The organism is Lentzea sp. NPDC051838 (assembly GCF_040681245.1).
In the GTDB taxonomy this organism is placed as follows: Bacteria; Actinomycetota; Actinomycetes; order Mycobacteriales; family Pseudonocardiaceae; genus Lentzea.
In genome coordinates, this window is record NZ_JBFAYI010000006.1 from 379,495 (window position 1) to 393,181 (window position 13,687).

General features: G+C 69.0%; 17 protein-coding genes. 14 read left to right on the plus strand and 3 right to left on the minus strand.

Features of this window, described 5'->3' with window-relative positions:
• The first annotated feature begins 9 nt into the window (after positions 1 to 9).
• On the plus strand, positions 10 to 927 hold the full coding sequence (locus tag AB0M24_RS17705) for an LLM class flavin-dependent oxidoreductase (protein ID WP_363768075.1): 918 nt from the start codon (positions 10 to 12) through the stop codon (positions 925 to 927).
• Here AB0M24_RS17705 and AB0M24_RS17710 read toward each other — a convergent pair.
• Positions 890 to 1,756, minus strand: coding sequence for a hypothetical protein (locus tag AB0M24_RS17710; protein WP_363768078.1), 867 nt, complete (start codon positions 1,754 to 1,756; stop codon positions 890 to 892). The genes AB0M24_RS17705 and AB0M24_RS17710 overlap by 38 nt on opposite strands.
• Before the next feature lie 96 nt (positions 1,757 to 1,852).
• Here AB0M24_RS17710 and AB0M24_RS17715 point away from each other — a divergent pair, with 96 nt between their 5' ends.
• The 12 genes from AB0M24_RS17715 (at position 1,853) to AB0M24_RS17770 (ending at position 11,832) form a co-directional block, all read left to right on the plus strand.
• Positions 1,853 to 2,533: a response regulator transcription factor gene (locus AB0M24_RS17715; protein WP_363768288.1), complete on the plus strand. Its 681-nt coding sequence runs from the start codon at positions 1,853 to 1,855 to the stop codon at positions 2,531 to 2,533.
• Complete coding sequence (locus AB0M24_RS17720) at positions 2,526 to 4,202, plus strand: HAMP domain-containing sensor histidine kinase (protein ID WP_363768081.1); 1,677 nt, start codon at positions 2,526 to 2,528, stop codon at positions 4,200 to 4,202. The genes AB0M24_RS17715 and AB0M24_RS17720 overlap by 8 nt, the downstream gene beginning before the upstream one ends.
• A 40-nt stretch (positions 4,203 to 4,242) precedes the next feature.
• A complete protein-coding gene (locus tag AB0M24_RS17725; RefSeq protein ID WP_363768084.1) occupies positions 4,243 to 4,770 on the plus strand; it encodes a hypothetical protein in 528 nt (175 codons plus the stop codon).
• The gene (locus tag AB0M24_RS17730) at positions 4,767 to 5,789 is read left to right on the plus strand and encodes a peptidoglycan-binding protein (protein ID WP_363768087.1); all 1,023 of its coding nucleotides are present in this window, start codon (positions 4,767 to 4,769) and stop codon (positions 5,787 to 5,789) included. The genes AB0M24_RS17725 and AB0M24_RS17730 overlap by 4 nt, the downstream gene beginning before the upstream one ends.
• Positions 5,786 to 6,460, plus strand: coding sequence for an ABC transporter ATP-binding protein (locus tag AB0M24_RS17735; RefSeq protein WP_363768090.1), 675 nt, complete (start codon positions 5,786 to 5,788; stop codon positions 6,458 to 6,460). The genes AB0M24_RS17730 and AB0M24_RS17735 overlap by 4 nt, the downstream gene beginning before the upstream one ends.
• 182 nt (positions 6,461 to 6,642) lie before the next feature.
• Positions 6,643 to 7,791, plus strand: coding sequence for an ABC transporter permease (locus AB0M24_RS17740; protein ID WP_363768291.1), 1,149 nt, complete (start codon positions 6,643 to 6,645; stop codon positions 7,789 to 7,791).
• A 72-nt stretch (positions 7,792 to 7,863) separates the two neighbouring features.
• On the plus strand, positions 7,864 to 8,235 hold the full coding sequence (locus AB0M24_RS17745; protein ID WP_363768093.1) for a YciI family protein: 372 nt from the start codon (positions 7,864 to 7,866) through the stop codon (positions 8,233 to 8,235).
• Complete coding sequence (locus AB0M24_RS17750; RefSeq protein ID WP_363768096.1) at positions 8,232 to 9,425, plus strand: RNA polymerase sigma factor; 1,194 nt, start codon at positions 8,232 to 8,234, stop codon at positions 9,423 to 9,425. Before AB0M24_RS17745 ends, AB0M24_RS17750 begins: the two co-directional genes overlap by 4 nt.
• On the plus strand, positions 9,425 to 10,204 hold the full coding sequence (locus tag AB0M24_RS17755; protein ID WP_363768099.1) for a hypothetical protein: 780 nt from the start codon (positions 9,425 to 9,427) through the stop codon (positions 10,202 to 10,204). The genes AB0M24_RS17750 and AB0M24_RS17755 overlap by 1 nt, the downstream gene beginning before the upstream one ends.
• A gap of 65 nt (positions 10,205 to 10,269) precedes the next feature.
• The gene (locus AB0M24_RS17760) at positions 10,270 to 10,605 is read left to right on the plus strand and encodes a VOC family protein (protein ID WP_363768102.1); all 336 of its coding nucleotides are present in this window, start codon (positions 10,270 to 10,272) and stop codon (positions 10,603 to 10,605) included.
• Positions 10,606 to 10,726: 121 nt separating this feature from the next.
• Positions 10,727 to 11,392 (plus strand): DUF4328 domain-containing protein, encoded by a 666-nt coding sequence (locus tag AB0M24_RS17765; RefSeq protein WP_363768105.1) that lies wholly within the window; start codon positions 10,727 to 10,729, stop codon positions 11,390 to 11,392.
• 26 nt (positions 11,393 to 11,418) lie between these two features.
• Complete coding sequence (locus AB0M24_RS17770) at positions 11,419 to 11,832, plus strand: MarR family winged helix-turn-helix transcriptional regulator (protein WP_363768108.1); 414 nt, start codon at positions 11,419 to 11,421, stop codon at positions 11,830 to 11,832.
• Here the strand turns inward: AB0M24_RS17770 and AB0M24_RS17775 are convergent.
• Both AB0M24_RS17775 and AB0M24_RS17780 read right to left on the minus strand, forming a co-directional pair.
• Positions 11,816 to 12,757 carry an NmrA/HSCARG family protein gene (locus tag AB0M24_RS17775; protein WP_363768111.1) on the minus strand — a complete coding sequence of 314 codons (942 nt, stop codon included), beginning with the start codon at positions 12,755 to 12,757 and terminating at the stop codon, positions 11,816 to 11,818. The two genes, AB0M24_RS17770 and AB0M24_RS17775, sit on opposite strands and share 17 nt — an antisense overlap.
• A 33-nt stretch (positions 12,758 to 12,790) precedes the next feature.
• A complete protein-coding gene (locus tag AB0M24_RS17780) occupies positions 12,791 to 13,159 on the minus strand; it encodes a helix-turn-helix domain-containing protein (protein WP_363768114.1) in 369 nt (122 codons plus the stop codon).
• A gap of 92 nt (positions 13,160 to 13,251) precedes the next feature.
• Here AB0M24_RS17780 and AB0M24_RS17785 point away from each other — a divergent pair, with 92 nt between their 5' ends.
• On the plus strand, positions 13,252 to 13,641 hold the full coding sequence (locus AB0M24_RS17785) for a RidA family protein (protein WP_363768117.1): 390 nt from the start codon (positions 13,252 to 13,254) through the stop codon (positions 13,639 to 13,641).
• Positions 13,642 to 13,687 lie beyond the last annotated feature (46 nt).

Below are 13,687 nucleotides of genomic sequence, written 5' to 3' on the forward strand. Positions count from 1 at the left end.
CTGGCAGGCATGGGGATTCGCCTGTCGGTGCTGGACACGTCGCCGATCGTCCAGGGCTCGACACCGCGGGAGGCGCTGCGCAACACGGCCGATCTCGCGGAGCTGGCGGAAGAGCTGGGGTTTCACCGGTACTGGGTGCCGGAGCACCACGGCATGCGAGGGGTCGCCAGCTCCGCACCGGCCGTGCTGGTCGGGCACCTGGCGACGCTGACCGAGCGCCTGCGCATCGGCTCGGGTGGCGTGCTGCTGCCGAACCACCCGCCGCTCGTGGTGGCGGAGCAGTTCGGGACGCTCGCGGCGCTGCACCCCGGCCGGATCGACCTCGGCATCGGGCGGGCGCCGGGTGGGGCGCCGCACGTGGTGTCGACGTTGCGGCGGAGTGCGGCGCCGTATCGCGAGCAGTTGGAGGAGCTGCAGGCGTTGCTCGACCCGGCGGACACCGTTGCGGTGCCGGTCAAGGGCGGCAACGTGCCCGAACTGTGGCTGCTCGGGTCGTCACCCAGCACCGCCGACCTGGCGGCTGAGCTGGGGATGCGCTTCGCGTTCGCGCGGCACCTCAGCCCGGACCAGACGAGCAAGGCGGACCTGGTCAGCGTCTCGCTGATCGCCGCGGACGACGACGTGCGAGCCGAGTGGCTGGCCGGGCCGATCAGGGCGAAGGTGCGCAGCCGCCGGGAGGGCAACCGGATCCTGTTGCCCAGCCCCGAGGACGTGCCGGCGCAGCCTGACGACGGCCGCGTGCTGGTCGGAGGGCCGGAGACGATCACGCGCAAGCTCCAGGCGGTGCTCGACGAGACGGGCACCTCGGAGCTGATGATCACCTCGCCGATCTACCACCACGCGGACCGTCGTCGCAGCTACGAGCTGGTCGCAGCCATCGCGGGACAGCTCAGCTCCGCTGCGCCTTCTGATACAGCGGAGCCGTGATCTTCCCCGAGAACTGAGGTCCGCCGAGGTGCCTGACGTCGTTCACCCGGAAGCTCTGGGTGTTCACGCCGACCACCGCGCCCCCGCTGATCCGAGGGCCGCCGCTGGAGCCACCGCCCATGTCGCACGGCACGCCCCACAGGTTCTCTCCGTCAGGGTGGCCGACAGCCGTGCCCCAGCACTGCGCGAGCCGCTGACCGGTGAACTCCGGCCGTCCCTGATGACCGGGCTGACCAGCCGCACGCGGGTACCCGTACTCGTGCGCCGGACGATCACCGGGCCTGGAGAACGCGATGTTCTCCGCAGTGCCGCTCGGCTTGTCCAGCACCAGGAACGCCTGGTCGTACTCGGACCGCTGGTCGTCGGTGATCCACATCTGGTTCAGCACGACCCGGCGCACCGCGTACGAGCCGAACGGCCGCGCGCCGTCCCGGAACCCCGGCACGAACAGCAGCTTCGAGTGCCACCGCGGGTCCTGGCCGATGAGGTTCGCCGTGTGGACGCAGTGCGCGCCGGTCACGGCCGTGCGCCTGTTAGCGCTCACCACCAGCGTCGCGGTGCAGCTGGAGTCGTCGCCGTCGCGGTCGACGAAGAACAACCGCCCGATGGTCTTGCTGGCCGGGCCAGGAGCGCCGTCAGGACCGTCGACGGGCTGAGTTCCGGGCGGTGCGGCGGGTCCGGTCGGCATCGCCGCGATCCGCTCGGGTGTCCAGTAGGCCGCGACGCCGTCGGTGCTGAGGTCGTGCACGACCACGTCGTCAGAAGGAGAAGCCGCTGCCACGCCTGGGACACCGAGGAGCAGCAGGGCGACCACGCTGAGTATTCGCATGCCGAAACCGTGGCAACGAGTTGTGAGGATCTTGTGCGGTTGGGGTCCGCATCCCGTGCGACGGCCGCGCGAATGACTATCTTGCGACGCATGGGCATGTGCGTGCTGGTGGCCGAGGACAACGTGATGCAGGCCGACATGCTCGGGAGATACCTGCGCCAGGAGGGCTACCAGGTGCGGGTCGTGCACGACGGCAGGGCCGCGCTGGACGAGGTCCGCACCAACCCGCCCGACCTGCTCATCCTCGACGTGATGATGCCGAAGCTCGACGGCCTCGACGTGGTGAGGCTGCTGCGCAACGAGACCGACATCCCGGTGCTGATGCTCACCGCCAAGTCCACAGAGGACGATCTGCTGCACGGCCTCGACCTGGGCGCCGACGACTACGTCACCAAGCCCTACAGCCCGCGTGAGCTGATGGCGCGCGTCAGGACGCTGCTGAGGCGCGTCCAGCGCACGACCACAAAGGACATCTCGCTCGGCGACCTGAGGATCGACCCCGACCGGCACGAGGTGAGCGTGCGCGACACGCCGGTCGAGTGCACGGCGTCGGAGTTCCGCATCCTGCACACGATGGTGGCGAGCCCCGGCCGGGTGTTCAGCCGCGCGCAGCTGCTCAGCGCGGTGCACGGGCTCGACGGCTACATCACCGAACGCACGATCGACGCGCACGTGATGAACCTGCGCAAGAAGATCGAGGCCCAGCCGCGCCGGCCCGCGTACCTGCTGACCGTGCACGGCGTCGGCTACAAGCTGGTGGACGGGTCCGGTGCATAGCGTCCTGGCGCGGCTGCTGGCCGCGTCGGTGCTGGTCGCGATCTGCTCGATCACCGCGACGGCCTGGCTCGCCGCGCAGAGCACGTCCACGTCGATCAAGCAGGAGCTGGGCAACGCGCTGGCCGGGGACGCCGCCACCTACCGCACGCTGGTCACGTTCGCCGTCGAGCACCGCGACTGGAACGGCGTGACGCTGCCGCCCGGCAACCGCCGCCTGATCCTCACGACGCCCGACCGCAAGGTCATCTCCGACACCGGCACGAACCTGGATCCGGGCCAGCTGCCCGCCGTGCCGTCCGCGGTGATCAACCCGCTCGAGCTCGACCTCGCGCAGGCCCAGGACGCGCCCGCCGACCGGATCGACCCCAGGATCGCCGGCCCGTTCCAGCTCACCGAACGCGAGAAGGGCAGCCTGAAACAGGACTGGGAGCTCTACACGCGTCGCTGCATCGGCCCTGCTGCTCTCGAAGAACTGAAGACAACATCGTGGGGCCGCCCGATTGTGAACGTGGACAGGACCCAGCCCGCGCCCGCGACGGACGACTGCCTCGCAGCGGAGAAACGGCTGAGCACGCTCACACTTGGCGAGTCGGCTGCGTTCAACGATCTCAAGCTCCGCTACCAGGACTGCGTGCGCCAACGCGGCCTGCCCTTCGACTCGATCAAGATGAACGCGTCCTGGCAGCCCGTCGGCTCCAACGCCGACTGTCTGGCCACCGCTCGCCGCGCCCAGCTGCAGCCTTATGTGGCGCCAGCAGCACTGCTGTTCGTCACCGACGCCGCCGGCCGGACCACGCAGGCCACGGTGGTGAAGTTCGACGTGGGCAGGATCGTGCTGGTCGCGGCGATCGTGCTGGTGCTGACCGTCGGTGTGAGCGTGGTCGTGGCGTTGCGCATGACCAGGCCGTTGCGCACGCTCACCGCGGCCGCCGAACGCATGCAGCACGGCGCCGACGCCCAGGTCGACATCCGGTCCCGCAGCGAGATCGGGCAGCTCGCGCGGGCGTTCAACGACATGGCCGCTCACCGGGCTCGCACCGACGCCCAGCGCAAGGCCATGACCAGCGACATCTCCCACGAGCTCCGCAACCCGCTGGGCACGATCCGCAGCTGGCTCGAAGGCGCGCGCGACGGCATGGTCGAGCTCGACCGCACGACGCTGACCGCTCTGCTCGACGAGGCACTGGTGTTGCAGCACCTCGTCGACGACCTCCAGGACCTCGCGCTGGCCGACGCGGGCGAGCTCAGGCTGCACCCGTCGCAGGTCGATCTGCGCGAGATGTTCGACCAGCTCGTTGCCGCACATCCGTCGCTGGTCGCGGAGGGCGGCGGTGTGGTGACGGCGGATCCCGTGCGGTTGCGCCAGATTCTCACCAATCTCGTTACGAACGCGCTGCGCTACACGCCTTCCGACGGCACGGTTCGCTTGTGGACGGACGGCGAGCGCATCACGGTCAGCGACACGGGTTCCGGCATCTCCGCCGAGGATCTGCCGCACGTGTTCGACAGGTTCTGGCGCGCGGACCGTTCCCGCACCCGTGACACCGGGGGCAGCGGACTGGGACTGGCGATCGTGCACGCCCTGGTGAGCGCTCACAACGGCACGATCACGGTGGAAAGCACCGTCGGACGCGGCACCACGTTCACGATCACGTTGCCGGCACGCTGAGCGCACAAATTCCTCACAACCGCTCGGCAGCATCGCCGCCATGAACCCCAGGCTGTTGATCGGCGCTGCCGTGCTGCTCCTCTCCGCGTGCAGCCAGGCCGCTCCCCCGCCCTCGAACGTCGCGTCGCTCCAGACCTCAGGCGTCACGCCACCGTCGTCTTCCTCTGTTGCCCCAACGGATGGCGAGCAACCGCGCCTGCGCATGGACATGACCGAGGAGGAGAAGCAGCGGTACTACGACGCGCACACCGCCTGCCTCGCCGAGAAGGACCCGAACGCCACAGGAACCGGCAGTGCGCCGGCCGGTCGCCGCCAGTACAGCGACGAGGCGTGGAAGGCGTGCGCGAAGAAGTGGCCGCTGCCGCCGTGGGAGATGGACTCCAGCAACCCGACGTTCAAGGACAACTGGCACAAGAACGTCCAATGCATCAACAGCCGCGGCATGAAGGTGATCGAGACCGAGCCCGGCAGCTGGACCTACGACGGCGAGCAGACCCTGCCGGAGGACCAGCGCCGCCAGATCGAGAAGGACTGCGAGCAGGAAGTCTTCGGCGGAGGACGTAAGTGAAGCGGTGGATCATCGCCGTCGTGGCAGCGGTGGCCCTGACCGGCGGTGTCCTGGCACTCACGTGGACGCGCCAGGCCCCCGCCGCACCCTCCCAGCCACTGGCGCCGAAGACGGTCGCCGTGGTGAAGACCGACCTGACCGACGTCCGCGAGTTCAAGGCCACCCTCGGTTTCGGCGCCTCGGAGCAGGTGACGGGCCGCCGTCCGGGCACGTTGACGTGGTTGCCCGCGCCGGGTTCCGCTGTCGACCGCGGCGCAGCTCTGTACAAAGTGGACAACCGACCGGTGTGGCTGTTCTTCGGCGACACCCCGTTGTGGCGCAAGCTCGACACGCCTGGGCTGAAGGGCCCGGACGTAAAGATCGTGAAGGACAACCTCGCCGCCCTCGGCTACAAGCTCGGTGGCGCGGCAGACGAGTGGACACCGGCCACCGTGGACGCGGTGAAGCGCTGGCAGAAGGCCGAGAAGGTCGACCAGAGCGGAGTCGTCGAACCGGGCGATGTCGTCGTGCTGTCCGGAAAGGTCCGCGTCGAGTCGGTGACGGCGAAGCTCTCGGCCTCGGGCGAGGGCGCGCTCATGACCGTCACCGCCACCGGCAAGGCCGTCGCCGCCTCGGTCGACGCGCGCCAGGCCGAAGTGTTCAAAAAGGACCTCAAGGTGACCGTCGTGCTGCCCAACGGTGTCGAGACCGCGGGAACCGTGCGATCCGTGAGCACCGAGGTCAAGGCCGAGAAGAACAGCAACGGCGAGGACACGCCGACGATCGCCGTCGACATCGGCCTCGACACCGAGGTCGGCTCGTTCGACTCGGGCCCGGTCCGCGTCCGCCTCACCAGCACGGCCCGCGCCGGAGTGCTGGCCGTGCCCGTGACGGCTCTGCTGGCGTTGCGCGAAGGCGGCTACGCGGTGCAAGCGACTTCAGGGCTGGTAGCGGTGAAGACCGGCCTGTTCGCGGGCGGCCTGGTGGAGATCAGCGGCGGCGGGGTCACCGAGGGCATGCAGGTGGTGACGACGTCATGACACCGGTTCTCGCAGTCGTGGACGCCGTCAAGGAGTACACGGGCGGCGTCCGCGCTCTCGACGGCGTCTCGCTGACGCTGCACGCGGGCGAGGCCGTCGCGATCGTAGGCCCGTCCGGCTCGGGCAAGTCGACGCTCCTGAACCTCCTCGGCACGCTCGACCGCCCGTCCAGCGGCACGGTGATGCTGGACGGCCACGACATCTCGACCCTGTCCGACCGGCAGCTGTCGGCGCTGCGGGGACGCAGGATCGGGTTCGTGTTCCAGCAGTTCCACCTCGCGGACGGCCTGACCGCGCTCGACAACGTCGCCACCGGCCTCTTGTACGCCGGCACTCCGCGCAAGTGGCGGGCCGCGATGGCCGCGGAAGCGTTGGAGCGAGTGGGTTTGGGGCACCGTTTGAAGCACCGGCCGCACGAGCTGTCGGGCGGTGAACGTCAGCGGGTGGCGATCGCGCGTGCCGTGGTGAATCGGCCCGCGTTGATGCTCGCGGATGAGCCGACCGGTGCGTTGGACACGGCCACTGGGCGGGCGGTGCTGGATCTGTTGCTGGACCTGAACCGGGAAGGGACGACGCTCGCGGTGATCACGCACGACCGGGAGGTGGCGGCTCGCCTGCCACGCCAGGTGGAGATCAGGGACGGCCGCATCCGCACAGAGGTGGCCGCGTGAACCCGACTCGTCCCAACCCCGCCTCGCAACCCACGCCACCCGCACCGTCCACCCCAGGCACGCCTGGCAACCCAGCCACCCCAGGCAACCTCGCCACGCCGCGCGCCCGCCCCACCCCAGCCGCCTCCCTCCCCCGCACCAAGTCCGAAGCCTCCAAACCCGCCCGGCTCAGCCTCACCGACCTGCTCCTCCTCGGCCTGTCCCCTCTCCGCACCCGCCCCCTCCGAGCAGTCCTCTCCGCGCTGGGCATCTCCATCGGCATCGCCACCCTCGTCGTCGTCACCGGCATCCCCGCCTCCAGCCGAGCCGCGCTCATGGAGGAGTTCCAAGCCCTGGGCACCAACCTCCTCAGAGCAGAGGCCGCCACCGGCACCAACAACGAGGCCGCCTCCCTCCCACCCGACTCGATCGCGATGGTCGGCCGCATCGGCCCCACCGACCAGGTCAGCGCCGTCGCCAACACCCACGCCGTGATCCGCCGCTCGGACCGGATCCCGGACTCGGAGACGTCCGGCCTGACCGTCCTCGCGACCAAGCTCAACCTCCTCGACACCCTCAACGGCCGCGTCCACACCGGCACGTTCCTCAACGAGGCCACCGAGAAGTTCCCCACGGTCGTGCTCGGCCACATCGCCGCGACCCGCCTCGGCATCACCGCGCCGAACACCCAGGTCCGCGTCGACGACACGTGGTTCACGGTGATCGGCATCCTCGACCCGCTCCCGCTGGCCCCGGAGATCGAACGGTCCGCGCTCGTCGGCTGGGACGCCGCCAAGGAGATCGGCTTCGACGAACGCCCCACCGTGCTCTACCTCCGGGCGCAGGAAGCGGCGATCGACGACGTCAGGGCCGTGCTGCCGCCGACGGTGTACCCGCAGAACCCGTCCCAGGTCCGGGTCAGCCGCCCGTCCGACGCCCTCACGGCCAAGCGCCTCACCGAGAACACCTTCTCCGCCCTCATGCTCGGGCTGGCGGGCGTGGCGCTGCTGGTCGGCGGCATCGGGGTGGCCAACACGATGGTGATCTCCGTGCTGGAACGCAAACGCGAGATCGGGCTCAGAAGGGCCCTCGGCGCGCACCGGGGGCAGATCCGTACCCAGTTCCTCACCGAGTCGGTCGTGCTGTGCCTGCTGGGCGGCATCGCCGGTGTCGTGCTGGGCCTCGCCGGAACCGCCGGATACGCGGCCGTGCACAACTGGCCTGCGGTGATCCCGCTGGAAATGGTCGCGGCCGGGCTCGGGGCGGCCGTTCTCACCGGTGTGATCGCGGGCGTCTACCCGGCGGTCAGGGCGTCGCGGCTCACCCCCACGGAGGCGCTCGCCGCGCCGTGAGAAACAGGGCGTGCTCGAATGTCGAGATCCAGAGGGGTCGATCGTCCTCAGAACGACGACTGGAGGACACGCATGCACTACATGTTTCTCATCTACAACTGCGAGGACCGCCCGGCGCCTGGCGACCCGCGCTTCGAGGAGATCCTGAAGAGGGTCAACGCGTTCGCGGACGAGTGCCGCAACCGGGGCGTCTTCGTGGCCGGCGATCCGCTCAAGCCCGTCAGCACCGCCACGAGCGTGCGGGTCAAAGAGGGCAAAGCGGTGCTGACGGACGGGCCGTTCGCCGAGACGCACGAGCACCTCGGCGGGTACTACCTGCTCAACTGCCGCGACCTGGACGAGGCGCTGGAGCTGGCCGAGATGGTGCCGCAGGCGCACTTCGGGGCGACGATCGAGGTGCGGCCCGTCGACCACATCCCGGGCCTGAACCACGGGGTGGCATGAGCGACCTGGCGTCGGCCGCGGTCGAGCAGGTGTACCGCGAGCACCGGACCCGCATGCTCGCGGCACTCGTGCGGGCACTCGGCGACTTCGAGCTCGCCGAGGACGCGCTGCAGGAGGCGTGCTCGCAGGCGTTGCGGAAATGGCCGCGTTCACAAGTTCCGGACGACCCGCTCGCCTGGTTGCTCACCGTGGCCCGCAACCACGCGCTCGACCGGCTCCGGCACGCCCAGATGGCGCGCACCAAGCTCCCGCAACCGCCAGAGCCCACGACGATGAGCGAGAAACAGCTCGTCGACCTGGGCGACGAACGGCTCAGCCTGATCTTCACGTGCTGCCACCCGGCGCTCAACGAAGAGGCGAGGTTGGCGCTCACACTTCAAGCGGTGGCAGGGTTCACCGCCGCTCAGATCGCCAGGACGTTCCTCGTCGCCGAGCCAGCGCTGGCCCAGCGGCTGGTCCGGGCCAAGCGCAAGATCCGCGACGCCGGCATCACCTTCGAGGTGCCCGCCGACCACCTGCTGCCCGAACGGCTGCAGGGCGTGCTCACGGTCCTCTACCTGATCTTCACCAGGGGCTACACCACCGCCGACGCCGGTCTGCGGCACGAGGCGCTGCGGCTCGGCAAGCTCGTCGCCGCCCTGATGCCCGACGAACCCGAGGCGCACGGCCTGGTGGCGTTGATGCTGCTGCACGACTCCCGCAGCGCCGCCCGCATGACTCCGGAAGGCGACGTCGTGCTGCTGGAGGACCAGGACCGCACGCTCTGGGACGTCGAGGAGATCGCCGAGGGCATGACGCTGCTCGACCGCGCGCTGCGGTTCGGCACGGCGGGCCCGTACGTGCTGCACGCCGTGATCGCCGCCCTGCACGTGCAGGATCCCGTCGACTGGCAGCGAATCACCGGCCTGTACGCGGAACTCCTCGCCACCGCACCGACTCCGGTGATCGAGCTCAACCACGCGGTCGCCGTCGCGATGGCCGACGGACCCGACGCCGGGCTCAAGCTGATCGACGGCATCACCGGCCTCGACGACTACCACCTGCTGCACTCCGCCCGCGCCGACCTGCTGCGCCGCCTGGACCGCCACGACGAAGCCGTTGCGGCGTACCGGCGAGCGCACGAGCTGGCGATCAGCCCTGCCGATCGCCGTTTCCTGGCAGGGCGCCTGCGTTCCCTGGAGATGAACTGATGCGACTCACCGTGCTCGACCGCGGTCACCGCCTGCCCGCCCGGATGTTCTTCGGCTTCACGGAGCTGGTCTCGCGCGTGCCGATGTCGGACGTGCCCAAAACCCTGTTGTACCGCCCCGATTTCTTCGGCGCGGTGTTCCTCGACCTGAGCGCGAAGGCGATGCGCGGACCGTCGTTCTGGACGGCGGGCGAACGCGAGTACATGGCGCAGCAGACGGCCGAACGCCTGCAGTGCCCGTACTGCGCGGTCACGCACACCGAACTCGTCCAGATCGCCGGCGATCCGTCCCCACTGCGCCCGGAACTCGTGGCAGCGCTCACCTTCCTCGCCGACCTCACGCCACCGGACCTCGACCGCGACGCCACCGTGGACGCGCTGAACGTCAGCCTCATCTGGCAGGTCGTGAACCGGCTCGCCAACACGTTCGACTTCCAGCTCCTGCCCGGCCAGCTGGAGACCGGAACGCGCTCGCTGCACCGGTTCGGCTACCGCTTCCCGGGCTTCCTCACCGGCAAGGCCACAGGAACTCTCCGGGAGGCCGTCCTGGAAGCCCCGGCTCACACGTCTCCGGAGCTGCGCCAGGCCGCCGCCGCGGGTGACGCCTGGGGCTCTTACGCCGCAACGATTCGCGACGCCTCGTACCGCATCACCGACGACGACATCGCCCGGCTCAAGCAGGACCACACCGAGGACGAGATCTTCGAGGTGACCGTCGCCGCGGCCGTCGGCGCTGCTCTGGACCACTACGACACCGGTCTGAAAATTCTCGGAGGCTGATGTCGAGTTCCGATCCCTTCACTCGTCCTTCGCTCAAAGCAGGGACAACCGAAGGAGCGATCGACATGACCGGACAGGTCAACTGGTTCGAGCTGCCCACCGACGACACCGCGCGGGCACGGGCCTTCTTCGCCGGCGTGTTCGGCTGGGAGACGACCCCGATGGGCGAGGACTACCACTACGTCAACAACGGCGCGCAGGGCGCGATCGCCCTGCGGGACGCGCAGCTCACCCAGCCGCGGATCTACTTCCACACCACGGACATCGACGCGTCCGTGCGCAAGATCGCCGAGCTCGGAGGCAAGAGCGAGGACGTGCAGATCGTGCCGGAGGTCGGCCGCATCGCGCACTGCTCGGACGACCAGGGCACGCCGTTCAGCCTGTACGAGCCGAAGGTCTGAGCCCCTGAGTGGCCCGCCTCGGCGGGCCACTCAACAATTTCTCCCCCGAAGCGCGTCTAGTCGGCGTAAGAACCGATACGTACCCTGGATCGACTGGGCGCTTCTCTTCCTGGGGGAAACCATGGAGCACTTCAGACCCGTGCGCGGGCTGGGCTTGGCGGCGTGCGTCCTGATCGGGGTCGTGGCCCTCGGCAACGTCGTGGAAGCGGTGACCGACTGGCTGACCTACGTCGCCCTCGTCGGCGCATTCGATCTCCCCGCCAGCATCTCCCTGTTGATCACCCTCGACGTGGTCCGCGTCATCACCGACCTGCCGCTGACGCTGGTCACCATCGCCACACTCGTCGTTTTCATCCTGTGGATGTACAACGCACGCGTCAACGCCGAGCGCTTCACCTACGCCACCGAACACCGCTTCGCCCGCGTGTGGGTCGTGCTGGGCTGGCTCGTTCCGGTCGTGAACCTCTGGTTCCCCAAGCTGATCATCGACGACATCTGGCGAGCCAGTGATCCCCAGCTGCGGGACATCCCTCTGCAGCAACGACCGCGCACCCGCCTGATCACGAACTGGTGGAACTCCTACCTGCTGATGTGGGTCTTCGACTTCGCGTACTTCCGCTTCTACGAAGACGGTCAGCTCACCGAGGAGTCGTTCGTGACCCAGGCCGCGTTCAGCACGATGTGCGCCGTCATCGGTGGCGTCGCCGCCTACCTCGCCGTGCAGGTCGTGCGACGGATCTCGGACTTCCAGAGCTCCCCGCTGCCCGCTCCGTCCTCTTCGGACTGACACCGCGCCGGGTTACGATGCTCGGCATGTCCGACGTCGGCGTGCTCTCCGCGCACCTGCTCACGAGCTTCCAGAAGGAGCTCTTCACCCGCCTCGCCGAGGCGGGTCACGAGCACCTGCGCCCACGCCACGGCGCGATCATGGCCTACATCTCCGCCGATGGCTCCCGCGCGAGCGAACTGTCCGAACGCTCGGGGCAGCACAAGCAGGTCGTGGGAACCCTGATCGACGAGCTGGAACGCCTCGGCTACGTCACCCGGCAGCCGGATCCGGCCGACCGGCGGGCGAAGCTGGTCGTGCCCACGGACCTCGGCCGCGACCAGATGGTGCAGGCCAAGAGGATCATCGAGGACATCGAGGCCGGGTTCGCCCGCCAGGTCGGCGCCGAGCGGTTCGCCGCGTTCAAGGAGGTCTTCGCGGAGATCACTGCCCGACGGTGATCTCCTCGCGGTGCGCCGCGAGAAACTCCTTGAGCGTCAACCAGGTCGGCACGATCTCGCGGGTCAGCGCGGTGTCGCGACGGCTCAGGATGTGGTCCGGGAACTCCGCGTAGTACTGGAACATGTTTCCAAGCTCCTCCGCCGCCGGGAACCCGAGCGCCCGGAAGTCGTTGTGCGACAACGGCTCGTACTTCACGGTCTCCCCGAGCACCTCGCCGAACGCCGCAGCCACCTCGTCACCGGTCAGGTGCTCGGCACCGAGCCCGATCGTGTGCCCGATGGTGTCGGAAGGACGTTTGAACACGCTCGTGACCGCCTTGCCGATGTCCTCGCCGGCGATCCCGGAGATCTTGCTCTCCCCCATCGGCAACGACAGCCGCAGCACGCCGTCCGCACCGCGGTGCGGCGCCAGGTCGCGCAGCAAGTTGTTCCAGTAGAACGACATCCGCACGTACGTCGTCGGCAGCCCCGCCTGCTCGAACAACGCGTCCGCCTCGCCGCCCTTCACGTCGAAGTGCGGCACCTTGTACTTCTCGTCCAGCGTCGGCATCCGGTCGTCGTCCAGCGAGATCACCTCGCGGGTGTCCTCGAGCGTCGACCACACGACGTGCCTCACCCCCTTGACGGCCGCGACGAGGTTGCCGACCTCCTCCATCTCCTTGGCCGCCGACAGGTGCGTGAAGAACGGCGTGACCAGGTAGGCCCCGTACGCGCCGTCGAACGCCTTCCGCAGGCTGTCGACGTCGTACAGGTCCGCCGCCACGACCTCGGCCCCCAGCCCCGCGAGCTCCTTCGCCCCCGCGGAGTCGACCGAGCGGGTGAGCGCGCGCACCGCGAACTCCCCGTCGGCCAGCAACGCCCGCGCCACCGCTCCGCCCTGCACGCCGGTAGCGCCCACCACAGCCACGATCTTCTTCTCGGTCATGCCGTCAACCATATAGTCACCAATCAGTGACTATCAAGTTGAGTGACGAAAGCGACTCCGGGCCTCCTCGATCTCGCCCAGGTACCGGGTGGTCCAGGCGCACATCGCGTCGACCGTCGCCCGCAACGCCTGCCCGGGCTCGGTGAGCGTGTACTCGACCCGCGGCGGCACGGTCGGATGCACGTCCCGCACCACGAGCCCGTTGCGCTCCAGCAGCCGCAGGTTCTGGGTCAGCATCTTGTGGCTGATGCCGTCGACCTCGGTCTTCAGCTCGGTGAACCGCTTCGTCGAGTCGCCGATCGTCTCGATGATCAGCAACGCCCACTTGTTCGCGATGTCCGAGAAGATCTCTCGCGCCAACGAGTCCGCGCGGGCCAGATCGCCGCTGAGCTGCTTGCTCACCTTTTGGTTCCCCACTCACGAAAAAGTGCGTTCTTCCAGGTCAGCGTTCACTCTCCTACGGTTACCGAGTAACCACAAGAGAGGACGACGAAGTGCCCACCACGCTCATCAACCCCGACGGCCTGCCCACGATCGACGTCTACCACCAGGTCGCCGTCACCACCGGCACCAGGACGATCTACGTGGCCGGCCAGGTCGCCTGGGACTCCGAGCCCGACCTCGCGCTGCAGACGGAACAGGCCTACGTGAACGTGCACACCGCGCTCCAGGGCGCCGGGGCGTCGATCACCGACCTGGTCAAGGTCACCGTCTACGTCGTGGACTGGACGCCGGACAAGATGCCGGCGCTGCTCAAGGGCATCGAGAACGCCATGGCCAGGATCGGGGTGACCGCGAAGCCGCCCGCCTCGCTCATCGGGGTGGCGACGCTCGACGTGCCCGAGCACCTGGTGGAGATCGAGGCCGTCGCCGTCACCGATTAACCGGCGACTAACCGCCGCGGCCGAAGCTCCTCGCAGAACGAGAGGA

Coding starts and splice junctions, on each gene's coding strand:
- AB0M24_RS17735 (WP_363768090.1), top strand. CDS start 5,786: ATGACACCGGTTCTCGCAGTCGTGGACGCCGTCAAGGAGTACACGGGC.
- AB0M24_RS17770 (WP_363768108.1), top strand. CDS start 11,419: ATGTCCGACGTCGGCGTGCTCTCCGCGCACCTGCTCACGAGCTTCCAG.
- AB0M24_RS17750 (WP_363768096.1), top strand. CDS start 8,232: ATGAGCGACCTGGCGTCGGCCGCGGTCGAGCAGGTGTACCGCGAGCAC.
- AB0M24_RS17760 (WP_363768102.1), top strand. CDS start 10,270: ATGACCGGACAGGTCAACTGGTTCGAGCTGCCCACCGACGACACCGCG.
- AB0M24_RS17755 (WP_363768099.1), top strand. CDS start 9,425: ATGCGACTCACCGTGCTCGACCGCGGTCACCGCCTGCCCGCCCGGATG.
- AB0M24_RS17710 (WP_363768078.1), bottom strand. CDS start 1,756: ATGCGAATACTCAGCGTGGTCGCCCTGCTGCTCCTCGGTGTCCCAGGC.
- AB0M24_RS17725 (WP_363768084.1), top strand. CDS start 4,243: ATGAACCCCAGGCTGTTGATCGGCGCTGCCGTGCTGCTCCTCTCCGCG.
- AB0M24_RS17705 (WP_363768075.1), top strand. CDS start 10: ATGGGGATTCGCCTGTCGGTGCTGGACACGTCGCCGATCGTCCAGGGC.
- AB0M24_RS17765 (WP_363768105.1), top strand. CDS start 10,727: ATGGAGCACTTCAGACCCGTGCGCGGGCTGGGCTTGGCGGCGTGCGTC.
- AB0M24_RS17745 (WP_363768093.1), top strand. CDS start 7,864: ATGCACTACATGTTTCTCATCTACAACTGCGAGGACCGCCCGGCGCCT.
- AB0M24_RS17775 (WP_363768111.1), bottom strand. CDS start 12,757: ATGACCGAGAAGAAGATCGTGGCTGTGGTGGGCGCTACCGGCGTGCAG.
- AB0M24_RS17715 (WP_363768288.1), top strand. CDS start 1,853: ATGTGCGTGCTGGTGGCCGAGGACAACGTGATGCAGGCCGACATGCTC.